A 13,968-nucleotide genomic window follows, 5' to 3' on the forward strand; every position below is an offset into this window, starting at 1 on the left:
TCAGTTACGCGGCAATGGGCTGGTCATCAGCCTGCCCCATTCGGGATAGGCGCTGTCATCACCACAGAGCCTGAGGCAATTCCATGCGGTCGCCTGGTTGGAGGTAACGACAGGGCGACCGATGGCTTCTTCGATCGCCACGGCAGCGAGCGCCGAACGCAACGCCGTGCAGGACACGAACAGTGCGTCGGCTTCCGGGTGCACGGCCTGGCGCGCCAACTCGACAAGCGTCGAAGGCGGGATGCGGGCCATCTCGCGGTCGTCGTCGAAGCCGAGGCAGGTGAAGGAAGCGATGTTGAAGCCGCGGCTGACAAAATAATCCGCCATCGGCCGGCTGGTCTCGATCGTGTAGGGCGTCAGCACGCTGATCGTCCTGGCGCCCAGCGTCTCCAGCCCTTGCATGGCCGCCATTGGCGGCGTCACCACGGTCACGCCAGGCTTGGTAACCTGTATCGCAGCCTCGATCTCGGCGTCGCCTATGACCACCGACGCCGAGGTGCAGGAATAGCAGATGGCGTCGAGTTTTTCGTCCGGCAGGATCAGGGCGGCGGCTGCGGTCAAAGCCGGCTGCATCTTGCGCAGGTTTTCCGGCGTGGTCGGGTTGGCGTAGGCGACGCGCGCGACATAGATGCCGATGCGCTCGCTCGCCACCATGCGCCGGTAGTCCGGCTCGGTGGTGTGGTCGGTCGCCAGGATGATCAGGCCGACACGCTTTTCCAGCGGGCGCGGGTCCAGCGCCGGACGCTCCGGATGCAGGTGGATGTCGGGTGCCATGCTTATCGCTCCACCTTGCCGTAGCGCCGTTCCAGCCACCGCAGCAGCACCACCGAGAAAAGGCTGATCACCAGGAAGAAGGCGCCGACCAATGTCATCGGCTCGACATAGCGGTAGTATGTGTTGGCGACGCTTTTGGCCTGGTTCATCAGTTCGAGCACCGTGATGGCCGAAAGCAGCGGCGTTTCCTTGAACATGGCGATGAAATAGTTGGCCAGTGCCGGCATCATCGGCGGGATAGCCTGCGGCAATATGATGTGCGTCCAGGTCTGGCGGGCATTGAGATTGCAGGCCTTGGCGGCTTCCCATTGGCCGCGCGGCACGTTGTCGATACCGGCGCGATAGACCTCGGCCGCATAGGTGCCGTAGTGCAGGCCAAGCCCGATGACGCCAGCGGTCAATGGCGGCAGCAGCAGGCCGAAGTCAGGCAGCACGTAGAAGATGAAATAGAGCTGGACCAGAAGCGGCGTGCCGCGGATGAATTCGGCAAGGAAACCGACCGTGCGCGAGAGGATGCGGTTCTCCGAACGTCGCAGCAGCGCGATTGCCAACCCCAGTCCTGCCGCGAGCGCGGAGCCCAGGATGGTCGCCAGGATGGTGATCTTCACGCCCTCGAGGAGGGTCGGCATGATCTCGCGAACGAAGGCCCAATCCCATTCCATCAAACGCGCACTCCGTCGAGACCGCGTGACAGGCGGCGCTCCAGGCCGCGCGTGCCCCAGGAGATCAACATCGCCAGCACGAAATAGATGACGAGGATGGTGGCGAACGGCACCAGCGTGTTGCCGGTCTGGGCGCGCACCACCTGCGCCTGGAACGTCAGGTCGGCCAACGAGATCAATGACACGACCGACGTGGCCTTGAGCAGTTCGATGGCATTGTTGCCGAATGTCGGCAGCATCACCAGCAGGGCCTGCGGCAGAATGACATGGCGCATGCCTTGCCAGCGGCCGAGATTGAGCGCCGTGCAGGCTTCATATTGTTCCTTGCCGATCGACTGCACCGCACCGCGCACGACTTCGGCGGCGTAGGCGCCGACATTGAGGCCGAGCGCCAGCACGCCGGCCTGCAATGGCGTCAGTTCGAAGCCGAGCATGGGCAGCACGAAATAGGCCCAGAACAGCTGGACGAAGATCGAAGTGCCGCGAAAGAACTCGATATAGACCGTTGCCAGCGCACGCACCGCGAAGAAACGCGACAGCCGGCCAAGCCCGGCCAGGAACGCCATGACAAGCGCCAGCACCGATCCCATCAGCGTCAGCTTGATGGTGACCAATGCTCCTTGCAAAATCAGGTCGAGATATCCGGACCAGTCGATCATCAGGTCTTCCGGTTGACGAAAACGGGACGGCTGCATCCTCCTCCCCGTGAGCGGGGAGAAGGAAATGCATTGCGTCTCACTTTGCCGCGCAGAGCTTGTCGCGCGTCGTCGACAACGCCGCTTTGGCCGAGAAGCCATACGGCTCGATGATCTTGGCGAACTCGCCGGTCTCCTTCATCTTCGCCAGCTCGACGTCGAAGGCATCGCGCAGCGCGGTGTCCTTCTTGTTGAAGGCGGCACCGTCGCAGTAGACGGGTGCACCCTGCACCGGCGCGATCACCTCGAGATTCGGATCGTTGGCCTTCTTCATCAGGTCGTTGATCGAAAGCACCGGCAACGAATAGGCGTCGATGCGGCCGTCCTGCAGCATCTTGATGCCGCTCTGACCATCCGGCACCACGATGACGCGTTCGCGCGGCACGCCGGCATTCAGCGCCAGCTTCTCCTCGGTTCCGCCACCCGGCGCGCCGATGGTGGCGGCGGTGTCCTTGGCAACATCCTCATAGCTCTTGAAGCCCTTGGGATTGCCCTTTTTCACCAGCATCGCCTCGGCGTCGCACAGCACCGGCTCGGAATAGGCGACGGCAGCACAGCGCTCCGGTTTCATGAACAGGCCGGCTGTCACCACGTCGAAACGCCGAGCCTGCAGGCCCGGGATCATCGCGCCATATTCGGAAATCGAAGCGGCGACGTCCGCCACACCGAGCCGCTTGAAGACTTCACGCGCGACATCGGGGCCAGCGCCAGAAACCTTGCCGTCGGCCGCAACCGCCGTGTAGGGCGGTTCATTGGCAATTGCCAGGCGGGCAAAACCTTGGCTCTTCAGCTGTTCGAGTTTGCTGTCTTCAGCGCGGCTGCCGACGGCGGTAGTTGCCAAGACGCCCAGTGTGAAACCGGCGATAGCTGCCGTGGTTGCAAATGTCCTCATTGTTCCCAGCTCCATGTTTTTTCGGTTTTTGTTGGCGGTCGTGATGTTGCCTGCGCGGCACTCATTCGCTTCCGCTCGGCGTCAGATGCGATGCCCCGCCGCGATGATCTTCTTCAGGAAGCTCTGCGTGCGCTCCTGTTTGGGGTGGCGGAAAATGTCGTCGGGCTTGCCCTCTTCCACGATCTTGCCGCGGTCGAAGAACAGCACCCGGTCGGCAAAGTCGTGGGCAAAACCCATTTCGTGCGTCACCAGAAGCATGGTCATGTCGGTCTCGGCAGCGAGCTTGCGCATGACATTCAGGACTTCATCTACCAGTTCGGGATCGAGCGCCGAGGTGACTTCGTCGAAGAGCATGATCTTAGGCGACAAAGCGAGCGCCCTGGCGATCGCCACCCGCTGCTTCTGGCCGCCGGACAGCTGCGAAGGCATCGCCTTGGCCTTGTCGGCAAGGCCGACCATGTCCAGCAGTTCCATCGCCCGCTTCTCGGCGGCGGCACGCGGTATTCCCTTGGTCAGCATCGGCGCCAGAGTGACGTTGTCGAGCACGCATTTGTGCGGAAACAGGTTGAAGAGCTGGAAGACCATGCCGATCTTCTGGCGCATCCTGGCGAGATGCCTTTCGCTCGCCGGCACCAGCGCGCCTTCGCGCTCCATATGGTAGAGCTGCTCACCCTCGACCTCGATGTGGCCGCCGTCGATGCGCTCGAGCGTCATCAGGATGCGGAGGATCGTGGTCTTGCCGGATCCCGACGGGCCGATAAGCGCCAGCTTCTCGCCTGGCATCACCTGCATCGACAGCCCGTCCAGCACCTTGAAGGCACCGAAGCTCTTCGAAATCGCGTCGATCTTGATGATGGGCGCGGCCAATCGTCTATCCCCGTGTTGGAGAATTCTTGTCTGCCAGGGCGTTTCCGTTTTCACGGAGACGCTCTAACTCTTCCACGCAATCCCGGACGCAAAACCGCTGCGCACTTTTGCTGGAATTCCCCTAACGATGGGGAAGCAACAAAATCATGTCAATTGACAAAATAATCTCATGACAATTTTTCCAACTCGCACAGGTCATGCGTGGAAGCCCAGGGCCTTAGAGGCCCTGGCGCGTCGCATGATCTTTTTCTGAAGGTCTAGATTGCCAGCAGGAGATGTTCGGGGTCGGCGAGCAGCAGGCGCGTGACAACACCGAGGCCGGTGCGCAGCTCGCTTTCGGTGGTCGACCCGATCGAAATGCGCACAGCTGGATGCCAGGGGGCTTCGGAAATGCGGAACGATGCGCCGGGCGCAATCGCCACGCCCTGCAGCCGCGCCTGCGCTACGAACCCCTCTTCCGCCCGGTCCTCAGGCAGCGGCAGCCACAGGTGCAGACCGTCGGCATGGGCATGGAACGTCACCCCGGCCAGGGTTTCCGCTGCGATGTCATGGCGTCGGCGCACCGCTGCGCGCTGCCAGCGCACCAGTTCCATGGCGGTGCCGTCCGTCACCCATTTGCTGGCGATCTCTGCCACCATCGGCGTCGCCATCCAGTTCGACACAAGGTGCCGGTTGGCCACCGCCGCGACATAACGATCCGGGGCGGCAAGGTAACCGATGCGCAGGCCGGGCACGGTGATCTTGGAGAACGAAGTGACGTAGAGCGTACGCTCCGGCGCGAAATAGGCAATTGGCGGAGGGCGATCCTCCAGCAGCGGACCGAGCACATCGTTTTCGATGATGGCGATGTCGTGCTTGCGCGCCACTTCGGCGATCTGCGCACGCCGGACACTGCCCATCAAGGTCGCGGTCGGATTGATCACCGAGGGCTGCACGAAGACGGCGCGGATGTCGGAAAGCTGGCAGGCCTCATCCAGCGCTTCGGGCACGATGCCATGGTCGTCGATCGGCAGGCCTTCCAGGTGGAAGCCGAGATAACGCGCCAGCGGCACCAGCGTGTGATGGCCGATCGCCTCGGTCACCACAGTTGAACCGGGCGGCGCCACGCTCATCAGCGCCACCGTCATGCCGGCGGTCGCACCGTTGGTGAGGGTGATGTTCTGCGGTGAAGCTTCGAGACCGCACAGCTTCAGCCATTCGGCCGCAACCGCGCGATGGCGCGGAAACACCATGTTCGGCCGGAACGACAGCGCCGAACTGGCCGGCAGCGTCTCGGCCAGCCAGCCGAGCGCCTGCTTCAGCTTCTCCAGGTGCATCGGCTCGCAGACCGGCTTCAGGATCGACAGGTCGATCACTTCGCCCGGCCGCTCTGGCAGATAGGGCGGATCCGGCTCGCGGCGCTGCGTCTGGACGAAGGAGCCACGGCCGATTTCGCCGGCGATGAGGCCGCGCCGGATCAGTTCCTCGTAGGCGCGGCTGACCGTCTGCACCGAGAGTTTCAGTTCGTCCGCCAGCGCCCGGTGCGTCGGCAACCGTTCGCCATTTGCCAGCCGGCCGTCATGGATGGCGCGCGCGAACTGGTCGGCCAGCGATAGATAGGCAGGACGGCGGATCAACGCCGGATCGGGACGCCACAATGTCATGACTTCATTAGAGATCGAAATCAGTGCAATTGACAATCGGAATCATGCACCTGCATGGTGTTGGCGACAGGAAAAGCGACCATTATGACCGGACTGAAACTAGACGCCATTGATCTGAAGATCCTCGACGCCATCCAGCGAGACGGGCGCATCACCAAGCTGGCGCTGGCCGAGCAGGTGGGATTGTCGCCAACGCCGTGCTGGATGCGGCTGGCGAAGCTGGAAAAGGCCGGCATCGTCTCGGGCTATCATGCCCGTATCGCCATGCGCGCCATCGCTCCCATCGCCACGGTGCTGATGGAAGTGACGCTGGGCGCGCACCGGCAGGCCGACTTCGAGCGTTTCGAGCGCGCCATCCGCGACATTCCCGAGATCGTCGCCTGCTGGTCGGTGGGCGGTGGCGTCGACTACCTGCTCAAGGTGATGACCTCCGACATCGACGCCTACCAGCGCCTGGTTGATGCGCTGCTGGAGCGCGAACTCGGCATCGACCGCTACTTCACCTACATCGTCATCAAGACGGTGAAGGACGAGGTCGTGCTCCCCTTGCCGGAGTTGCTCGCAGGCGACTGAGGGTCGCTGAATCTCTCTCTTCCATCCCACCAGAAGAGAGAGTTTCTCTGCCAGCCGCATGCGGAATGGTCTTTCTCTCGCATCGCCGTCCCTAGACTGCAGGCATCCGAAACGGAGGCCCCCTCATGTCCGCCCATTTCGCCCCCCATCAGCGCCATGAAGCGCTTGACGGCCTGACCGACCGGCGACTCCTCCGTGAGCATGCCTATGTCAACGGCCATTGGACCGCGAGCGACATTGCCGCCGGTTTCGAGGTGACCGATCCAGCCACCGGCGCGAGCCTGGCATGGGTGGCTGCCCTCGATGCCAGACAGACCAGCCAGGCGATCGATGCCGCTGCCCGCGCCCTGCCCGGCTGGAAATCACTGCTGCCACAGCAACGTTCGATCATCCTGCGCAAATGGTTCGAATTGATCGTGGCGGCCAAGGACGACCTGGCGCTGCTGATGACGCTGGAACAAGGCAAACCGCTGCAGGAATCGTTCGGCGAGATCGACTATGCCGCATCTTTCGTCGAGTGGTACGCGGAGGACGCGAAACGGCTGAACGTTGAAACCGTCACCAGCCACCTGCCTGGTGCCGAGATGGCCGTTCGGCGCGAGGCGCTCGGCGTCGTCGGCGTGGTGACGCCGTGGAATTTCCCCTCCGCGATGCTGACGCGCAAAGCGGCGGCAGCGCTTGCAGCCGGCTGCACCATCGTTGCCCACCCATCATCCGAGACCCCACTCTCGGCGCTTGCACTTGCCGAACTCGGCGAGCGCGCCGGCCTGCCGGCCGGTGTGTTCAACGTGGTCACCGGCGACGCCGCCACCATCGTCGGTCAGCTCTGCGTCGATGCCCGTGTCCGGGCGATGAGCTTCACCGGCTCGACCGAGATCGGACGGCTGATCGCCGCGCAATGCGCGCCGACGATGAAGCGCCTGGTCATGGAACTGGGCGGGCATGCGCCGCTCATCGTCTTTGCCGATGCCGACCTCGACAAGGCAGTGAAGATCGCCGTCGACGCCAAATTCGCCACCTCGGGACAGGACTGTCTCGCCGCCAACCGCATTTATGTCGAACGGCCGCTCTATGATCGCTTCTGCGCGGCCTTCACCGAAAAGGTCTCGGCGCTGAAGGTCGGCGGCGGCCTCGCCGCCGACAGCGACATCGGCCCGCTGATGCACGAGCGGGCGGTGAAGAAAGTCGACGAACAGGTGAAGGATGCCACGACCAGGGGCGCGCGTCTGCTCTGCGGCGGCGAACGTCATGCGGCGGGTGCGCTGTTCTACAAGCCGACCGTGCTGGCCGACCTTTCCGACGACGCGCTGATCATGCGTGAGGAGACATTCGGCCCTGTGGCGGCGATCACGCCCTTCGATGCCGAGGACGAAGTCGTCGCCCGCGCCAATGCTTCCGAATACGGTCTCGTCGCCTATGCCGTCACCGAGAATGGCGCGCGCCAGCGGCGGCTGGCAAGCGCGCTGGACTACGGCATGGTGGCCGTCAACCGGGTCAAGATCACCGGCGCCCCGATCCCCTTCGGCGGCGTCAAACAATCCGGTGTCGGGCGCGAGGGTTCGCGCCACGGCCTGGAGGCCTTCACCGACCTCAAATACATCTGCTTCGATCTGGCGTGAGCCGGCGGCTGAGACAAAAAGGAGACGACATGCTGCAACAATCCAACGAACTCACCGCCTGGGATCGCGACCACTTCTTCCATCCCTCGACCCATATGGGCATGCATGCGCGCGGCGAGATGCCGAACCGCGTCATGGCCGGTGGCGAAGGCGTTACCGTCTGGGATACGACCGGCAGGAAGAGCCTCGACGCCTTTGCCGGGCTCTACTGCGTCAATGTCGGCTATGGCCGCCAGAAGATCGCCGATGCCATCGCCAAACAGGCCAGCAGCCTCGCCTACTACCACGCCTATGTCGGGCACGGCACCGAGACCTCGATCAAGCTCGCCAAGATGATCATCGACCGCGCGCCACAGGGCATGTCACGCGTCTATTTCGGCCTGTCTGGCTCCGACGCGAACGAAACCAACATCAAGCTGATCTGGTACTACAACAACGTCCGCGGCAAGCCGGAGAAGAAAAAGATCATCTCGCGCTGGCGCGGCTATCACGGCTCGGGCGTGATGACCGGTTCGCTGACCGGCCTTGCCGGCTTCCACAACGCCTTCGACCTGCCGCGCGCGCCGATCCTGCACACCGAGGCACCCTATTATTATCGTCGCGCCGACCGATCGCAGACCGAGGAGCAGTTCTCGCAATATTGCGCCGACCAGCTCGAGGCGCTGATCCTGGCACAGGGACCCGAAACGATCGCGGCCTTCATCGGCGAACCGGTGCTTGGCACCGGCGGTATCGTGCCGCCACCCGCCGGCTACTGGCAGAAGATCCAGGCCGTGCTTGCCAAATACGACATCCTGCTGGTCGCCGACGAAGTGGTGACCGGCTTCGGCCGGCTGGGTACGATGTTCGGCTCCGACCATTACGGCATAAAACCCGACCTTATCACCATCGCCAAGGGGTTAACTTCGGCCTATGCGCCGCTCTCCGGCGTCATCGTGCGCGACACGATGTGGAAGGTGCTGGTGGAAGGTTCCGACAAGCTCGGCCCGATCGGCCATGGCTGGACCTATTCGGCGCATCCGATCTGCGCCGCGGCCGGGGTCGCCAATCTGGAGCTCATCGACGAGATGGGGCTGGTGAAAAATGCTGGCGAAACCGGCGCCTATCTCAACCAGCAGCTGAGCAAGGCGTTGGGCGACCACAAGAATGTCGGCGAGGTGCGCGGCGAAGGCATGCTGGCGGCGGTGGAATTCGTCAGGGACCGCGACGGGCGCGTCTTCTTCGACGCTTCCGAGAAGATCGGGCCGCAGGTATCCGTGGCCCTGCTGGAGCGCGGCGTCATTGCCCGGGCGATGCCGCAAGGCGACATCCTCGGCTTCGCACCACCGCTCTGCCTGACCAGGCAGGAAGCCGACACCATCGTTGAGAAAACCGCCGATGCGGTGCAAAGCGTCTTTTCCAAGGTCTAAGAAGCATGAACGCGATTGCCAGACCTTTGCCCGACACCATGGCCGCCGTTCTGTTGACCGGCCATGGCGGGCTCGAGAAGCTTGTCTACCGTACCGATGCGCGCGTGCCGAAACCTGCCGCCGGCGAAGTGCTGGTCAAGGTAACGGCCTGCGGTATGAACAATACCGATGTGTGGGTGCGGCAAGGCGCCTACGGTACGGAGGAGGATGCAGCGGCCGTTTCCACCTGGCGCCGCCAGGGTAACACACTGACCTTTCCACGCATCCAGGGCACCGACACGGTGGGCGCGATCGTCGCCGTCGGCGAAGGCGTGTCGCCCAGGCGGCTCGGCGAACGGGTGATGGTGGATTTCTCCATCTACAATCGCGACGACGATTCCCTGGCAGACATCGACTATATGGGCCATGGCCGCGACGGCGGTTACGCCGAATACCAGGTGGTGCCGGCCGAGAATGCGCATGTGGTGGAGACCGAGCTCACCGACATCGAGCTGGCGACCTTCTGCTGCGCCTACCTGACCGGCGAGCAGATGCTGGAACGCGTTCGACTGCAGGCAGGTGAGCGCGTTCTGGTCACAGGCGCATCGGGCGGTGTCGGCTCGGGCATCGTGCAGTTGGTCCGTGCGCGTGGCGCCATCCCCTATGCCGTGGTCGGAAAGGGCAAGGAACAGGCGCTGCTCGACATCGGCGCGGAGAAGGTCATCACGCGCGGCGTCGCCGACCTGCCCGGCGCGGTGGCCGAGGTGACCGGTGGCAAGCCGATCGACGTGGTCGCCGACCTCGTCGGCGGACCGGCCTTCAACGACCTGTTGCGCATCCTGCGGCCGGAAGGCCGCTACACCACGGCCGGCGCGATCGCCGGGCCTGTGGTGCAGCTCGATCTCAGAACCATGTATCTGAAGCAGCTTCAGCTCCACGGCTCCTCGCAGGGCACACGCGCCGACTTCCGCCGCATCGTGCGCTACATCGAGGAGAAGAAGATCAAGCCGCTGGTCGGCGGCGTTTATCGGCTCTCGGATTTCCACAACGCCCAGACCGACTTCATGGCCAAGGACTTCGTCGGCAAGCTGGTGGTCGTGCCTGACGCGATGTGGCAGCGCGGCTAGAGCGTTTCCGTTTTCTCGCAGGACACTCCAGCTCCGCCACACACTTTCCTTGGAGTGCTCTAACCGATCGTCCGCTCCAGGACACCGACCCAGTTCCTCCAGGCGATCTTCTCGATCAGGTCGCGTCCATAGCCGTGACGCTCGAGCGCTTCGATCAACCGCGGCAGGCCCGATACGTCGCCGATCTCCGCGGGGATCGGTGCGCCATCGAAGTCAGAACCCAGGCCGACTCCGTCTTCGCCCAGCCGCTGCAGCATGGCGTCGAGGTGGCGCAGCATCGTGTCGAGTTCGGCGCTCTTGCCGTCCGGGCCATCGGGATGGAGGAATTCGACGGCGAAGTTCAGCCCGACCATGCCACGCGTCTCACGGATCGCGTCGAGCTGCCAGTCGGTGAGGTTGCGCGCGTGCGGGCAGATCGAATGCACGTTGGAATGCGTCGCCACCAGCGGTGCGTCGCTGATGGCCGCAACGTCACGGAACCCCTTTTCGTTGATGTGAGAAAGGTCGACCAGGATGTTCAGCTGGTTGCAGGCCCTGACCAGCGCCTTGCCGGTATCGGTCAACCCCGGCCCGGTATCGGGAGATGACGGATAGCGGAACGGCACGCCGTGGCCAAAGATGTTGGGACGGCTCCAGACCGGACCGAGCGAACGCAGCCCGGCCGCGTGCAGCACATCCAGCATGACGAAATCGGCATCGATCGCCTCGGCGCCCTCGATGTGGAAAACGGCCGCGATCACATCACGTTCCATCGCGACCCGGATGTCGGCCGCGCTGCGGCAGACTGCAAGAGCGGCGGCACGCTCGAGCCTGAACAGGATCGAGGCCATGGCGAGGGTGGGTAAACGCGCTTCCTCCGTCGGCAATGGCGGCGGCAAGGGTTCGTCATTGCCCAGCACCGAGGCGGTGAAGCCGGGATCCTCTTCTCCCGGTGAGGGCGCGAAGATGGCGAACATGCCGCCGGCGAAGCCACCCTTGCGGGCTCGCGGCAGGTCGATATGCCAAGTCGCCGGCGCGCCTTCCGTGAAAAGCCGCACCTTGTCGGCCTCGGTCGAGAGGTGGAGGTTGAGCAACGTATCGTTGTGGCCGTCAAAAACGGGAATGAGATCGGGCATGATTGTCTTGTACTTTGCGTGTTGGGCTGGAAGCGCGCCGGGTAACAGCCGGTGCGCCCCCTGTTCTTCAGTCTGATTTCGGTCCAGGCTTATCGGGCAAGCTTCGCGCCAACGAGCAGATCATCGGCAACCGAAGCTCGGAACTTCCGGTTTTCGTCCGTGCCGTCGATGTTCATCAGCACGGCCACCGCCTGGCTCTTGTCCTTGGTCAGGATGACCATGTTGAGGGCGCCATTGTCGCTGCCGGTGTGTCCGACAGCCTTGTGGGTCGCAGTCTCCTCTTCCGTCCAGCAAAGACCCTGATAGGGGTAGATCTTGCGATCCACCTGCCGACGCAACATGTTGCGGACTGCAGCTTGGGACAGGATGGCTTTGTTGCCCGTTTCCTGTCCCAGCATCGCGTGCAGTGCTTTCGCGAGATCGCTGGCGGAACAGCGCAGCATGCCGGCGGGCACGTCTGGATAGCCCTGCTGCGGCAACTCGACGAACTCACCCTTTTCATACTGATAGGGCTTGGCGAGCACATCTGGCGCGAAGTCCTTTAGATACCAATGGGCATTCCGGATGCCGAGCGGCTCAAGCACGTTGGCCGCCACATAGGAAGGGAATTTCTGCTTGCTGACGTGTTCGACGATGTAGCCCGCCAGGGCGATCGCGATATTGCTGTAGTCCCATTTGGTGCCGGGTTTTCCCTTGAGGAACGATTTCGGCGAGTAGGCACTGCCGCCTTCCGCAAGATAGCCCTTCAGCAGATCCGGCAGGCTTTGGGTCGGATCGCCGGGGAATGAAACGAAACCATAGCCCTCGTCGGAGATGCTCGATGTATGGGTGACAAGTTGCTTCACGGTGATCGGCAGCTTCGGATGACGAGGATTCCGGACCTTGAAATCGATGAAATCATTGACGTCGCCGTTCAGGTCATAGCCCTTGCGCTCAAACAGCTGCACCAGGGCCGAGACGGTGAACAGCTTGCTGACCGACGCCAGATGCATCGGCGTGTCGGCTGTGAGCTTGCGCTGCTTCTTGAGGTCGGCAAAACCAAAAGCTGCCGTGTAACGTGTGGCATTGTCCCTGGTCGTTATCGCCACGGACGCGCCGACGACATTGGCTGCCTTCATTCGATCCGGAACGCTGGCTTCGAAGTCGCGGCGCCAGCTCTCGAACGACTGCTTCTGCTTGTCTTCCGCCAAAGCGATTTGCACATGCGGCATGAACAGTCCCGCCAATCCCATCTTGAGCAGTGAACGTCGCGTTGAAATCATGATCAATGTCCTTGCGTGGCTCTCATGTCCCGGTTGGACCCGGGGTGTCGGAATGGCTGACGCTTGGTGGCCAGCCGATGAAGTGTTGGTGCATGCGCCGGGACGGTCCCGGCATCAGAAATCGCGTTGAATGCTGAGGATGCCCGCAAACGCGTCGCCGGATGTCGCGGACCTGCTGCCGAACGACGTGTAGTCGAGCTCGGGCGTGACGATCAGGCCCGGGATCACCTCATAGTCGGCGTTGAATGCCAGGGCGTATGTCCCCGAATCCGCATAGGCGACCTGGCTGTTGAGGGTCAGTTTCGGCGACAGGCTGGCGGACAGGCCGCTCCATGCGGCATAGGTGCCATCCCACGCTCCATAATAATTCGGCTTCTCGGGATCGGACTGATAGCCGCCCATGACGAATGCCGTGAACGGACCACCCAATCGCAGATCCAGTCGTACCTTCGCGGCGATCTCCTGGAACACGGCATCATAGCCGAGGATGGTTGCGATCGCTCCCCAGTGCCTTTCGAGCTTCAACCCTCCGACCAGATGCGGCATGTAGCTGTCGATCAGATGGTCCTGCATGTCAGGCGCGACGGGCCCCTCACCTTCCTCGTCGTCTTCGATCTCTCCTTCCTTGCTGCTGGTGTCGGCGCTCGCCCCCTGCTCCGCTCCGAACATGGCTGAAAGCCCGTTGCCGAGCCGCGCCGTATAGCTGACCTGATTGGTCATGCCGCCGGCATAAGGAATGACGTCGTCGCTCGAGACATTGCCGGCCGATCCCAGCCAGACATCGAACTGTGAGTCCGAAGCGCCGATCAACAGCCCCCCCAATTCGATCGTTGCTGCGGAAAAGCTCGCGCCTTCATTGGTGCCGTCGGTGAAGTTTGCCTCGATCTGGAAAAATGTGTTCAGAGCCCCCAATTCGGTTTCCGAGCGGGCGTCGGCATTCAGCTTGGCTTTGGTATGCTGGCCCCAGCTCTTCTTGCGTTCGCCGGTGTAGACGTCGGCACCGGCTGAGACTTCGTAGCTGACATAACCGCCGATCTTCAGGCAGACATCGCTTTGCGGAAGCTGGATAAATCCCGCGCCCATCACATCACAGGCGCGGAGGTATTGGGCCGGCTCGGGATCGGGGATAATCTCCGTTTCCGCTGCGGCGGGGTGTGGGATTTCAAACAGGAGTGCGCTCAAGCCCCCCAGAACCAGACCAGATTTCATTGTCTTCCCTCTGTTGGTTTTTCATTGGTTTTGTTTGAAGTCTCGAAAGTTCGGCATCCCTTGTTGCCCTGACGAACCCCTCGGAAGCCTTGAGGAGGCGTCTAGTGTAGTCCTGTGTGACGGTGTGTGAGACGAGGTCGGC

General features: G+C 62.8%; 13 protein-coding genes. 4 read left to right on the top strand and 9 right to left on the bottom strand.

What is annotated here, in order from left to right; translation table 11 throughout:
* From eutA to ehuR, 6 genes are all read right to left on the bottom strand, one after another.
* Complete coding sequence (gene eutA / locus AC3WTO_RS30665) at positions 1–774, bottom strand: ectoine utilization protein EutA (protein ID WP_492464973.1); 774 nt, start codon at positions 772–774, stop codon at positions 1–3.
* A gap of 2 nt (positions 775–776) precedes the next feature.
* A complete protein-coding gene (gene ehuD / locus AC3WTO_RS30670; RefSeq protein WP_492464974.1) occupies positions 777–1,436 on the bottom strand; it encodes an ectoine/hydroxyectoine ABC transporter permease subunit EhuD in 660 nt (219 codons plus the stop codon).
* Positions 1,436–2,095 carry an ectoine/hydroxyectoine ABC transporter permease subunit EhuC gene (gene ehuC / locus AC3WTO_RS30675; protein WP_492464975.1) on the bottom strand — a complete coding sequence of 220 codons (660 nt, stop codon included), beginning with the start codon at positions 2,093–2,095 and terminating at the stop codon, positions 1,436–1,438. The genes ehuD and ehuC overlap by 1 nt, the downstream gene beginning before the upstream one ends.
* A 76-nt stretch (positions 2,096–2,171) precedes the next feature.
* On the bottom strand, positions 2,172–3,023 hold the full coding sequence (gene ehuB, locus AC3WTO_RS30680) for an ectoine/hydroxyectoine ABC transporter substrate-binding protein EhuB (RefSeq protein ID WP_492464976.1): 852 nt from the start codon (positions 3,021–3,023) through the stop codon (positions 2,172–2,174).
* A gap of 81 nt (positions 3,024–3,104) precedes the next feature.
* Positions 3,105–3,890 (bottom strand): ectoine/hydroxyectoine ABC transporter ATP-binding protein EhuA, encoded by a 786-nt coding sequence (gene ehuA, locus AC3WTO_RS30685; RefSeq protein ID WP_492464977.1) that lies wholly within the window; start codon positions 3,888–3,890, stop codon positions 3,105–3,107.
* 257 nt (positions 3,891–4,147) lie between these two features.
* Positions 4,148–5,533 (bottom strand): MocR-like ectoine utilization transcription factor EhuR, encoded by a 1,386-nt coding sequence (gene ehuR / locus AC3WTO_RS30690; protein ID WP_492464978.1) that lies wholly within the window; start codon positions 5,531–5,533, stop codon positions 4,148–4,150.
* A gap of 84 nt (positions 5,534–5,617) precedes the next feature.
* On the opposite strand from ehuR, the gene AC3WTO_RS30695 reads away from it, so the two are divergent.
* The 4 genes from AC3WTO_RS30695 (at position 5,618) to AC3WTO_RS30710 (ending at position 10,240) form a co-directional block, all read left to right on the top strand.
* Positions 5,618–6,106: an Lrp/AsnC family transcriptional regulator gene (locus AC3WTO_RS30695; RefSeq protein WP_492464979.1), complete on the top strand. Its 489-nt coding sequence runs from the start codon at positions 5,618–5,620 to the stop codon at positions 6,104–6,106.
* Positions 6,107–6,231: 125 nt separating this feature from the next.
* A complete protein-coding gene (locus AC3WTO_RS30700; RefSeq protein WP_492464980.1) occupies positions 6,232–7,725 on the top strand; it encodes an NAD-dependent succinate-semialdehyde dehydrogenase in 1,494 nt (497 codons plus the stop codon).
* 29 nt (positions 7,726–7,754) lie between these two features.
* Positions 7,755–9,134, top strand: a complete 1,380-nt coding sequence (locus AC3WTO_RS30705) for an aspartate aminotransferase family protein (RefSeq protein ID WP_492464981.1) — start codon at positions 7,755–7,757, stop codon at positions 9,132–9,134.
* A gap of 5 nt (positions 9,135–9,139) precedes the next feature.
* Complete coding sequence (locus tag AC3WTO_RS30710) at positions 9,140–10,240, top strand: alcohol dehydrogenase family protein (protein ID WP_492464982.1); 1,101 nt, start codon at positions 9,140–9,142, stop codon at positions 10,238–10,240.
* 59 nt (positions 10,241–10,299) lie between these two features.
* Here AC3WTO_RS30710 and AC3WTO_RS30715 read toward each other — a convergent pair whose 3' ends face one another.
* From AC3WTO_RS30715 to AC3WTO_RS30725, 3 genes are all read right to left on the bottom strand, one after another.
* A complete protein-coding gene (locus AC3WTO_RS30715; RefSeq protein WP_492464983.1) occupies positions 10,300–11,355 on the bottom strand; it encodes a dipeptidase in 1,056 nt (351 codons plus the stop codon).
* A gap of 89 nt (positions 11,356–11,444) precedes the next feature.
* On the bottom strand, positions 11,445–12,617 hold the full coding sequence (locus tag AC3WTO_RS30720; protein ID WP_492464984.1) for a serine hydrolase domain-containing protein: 1,173 nt from the start codon (positions 12,615–12,617) through the stop codon (positions 11,445–11,447).
* A gap of 114 nt (positions 12,618–12,731) precedes the next feature.
* The gene (locus tag AC3WTO_RS30725) at positions 12,732–13,826 is read right to left on the bottom strand and encodes a porin (RefSeq protein ID WP_492464985.1); all 1,095 of its coding nucleotides are present in this window, start codon (positions 13,824–13,826) and stop codon (positions 12,732–12,734) included.
* Between the last annotated feature and the right edge of the window lie 142 nt (positions 13,827–13,968).

Source organism: Mesorhizobium sp. EU05-FHT14A09 (genome assembly GCF_058790995.1).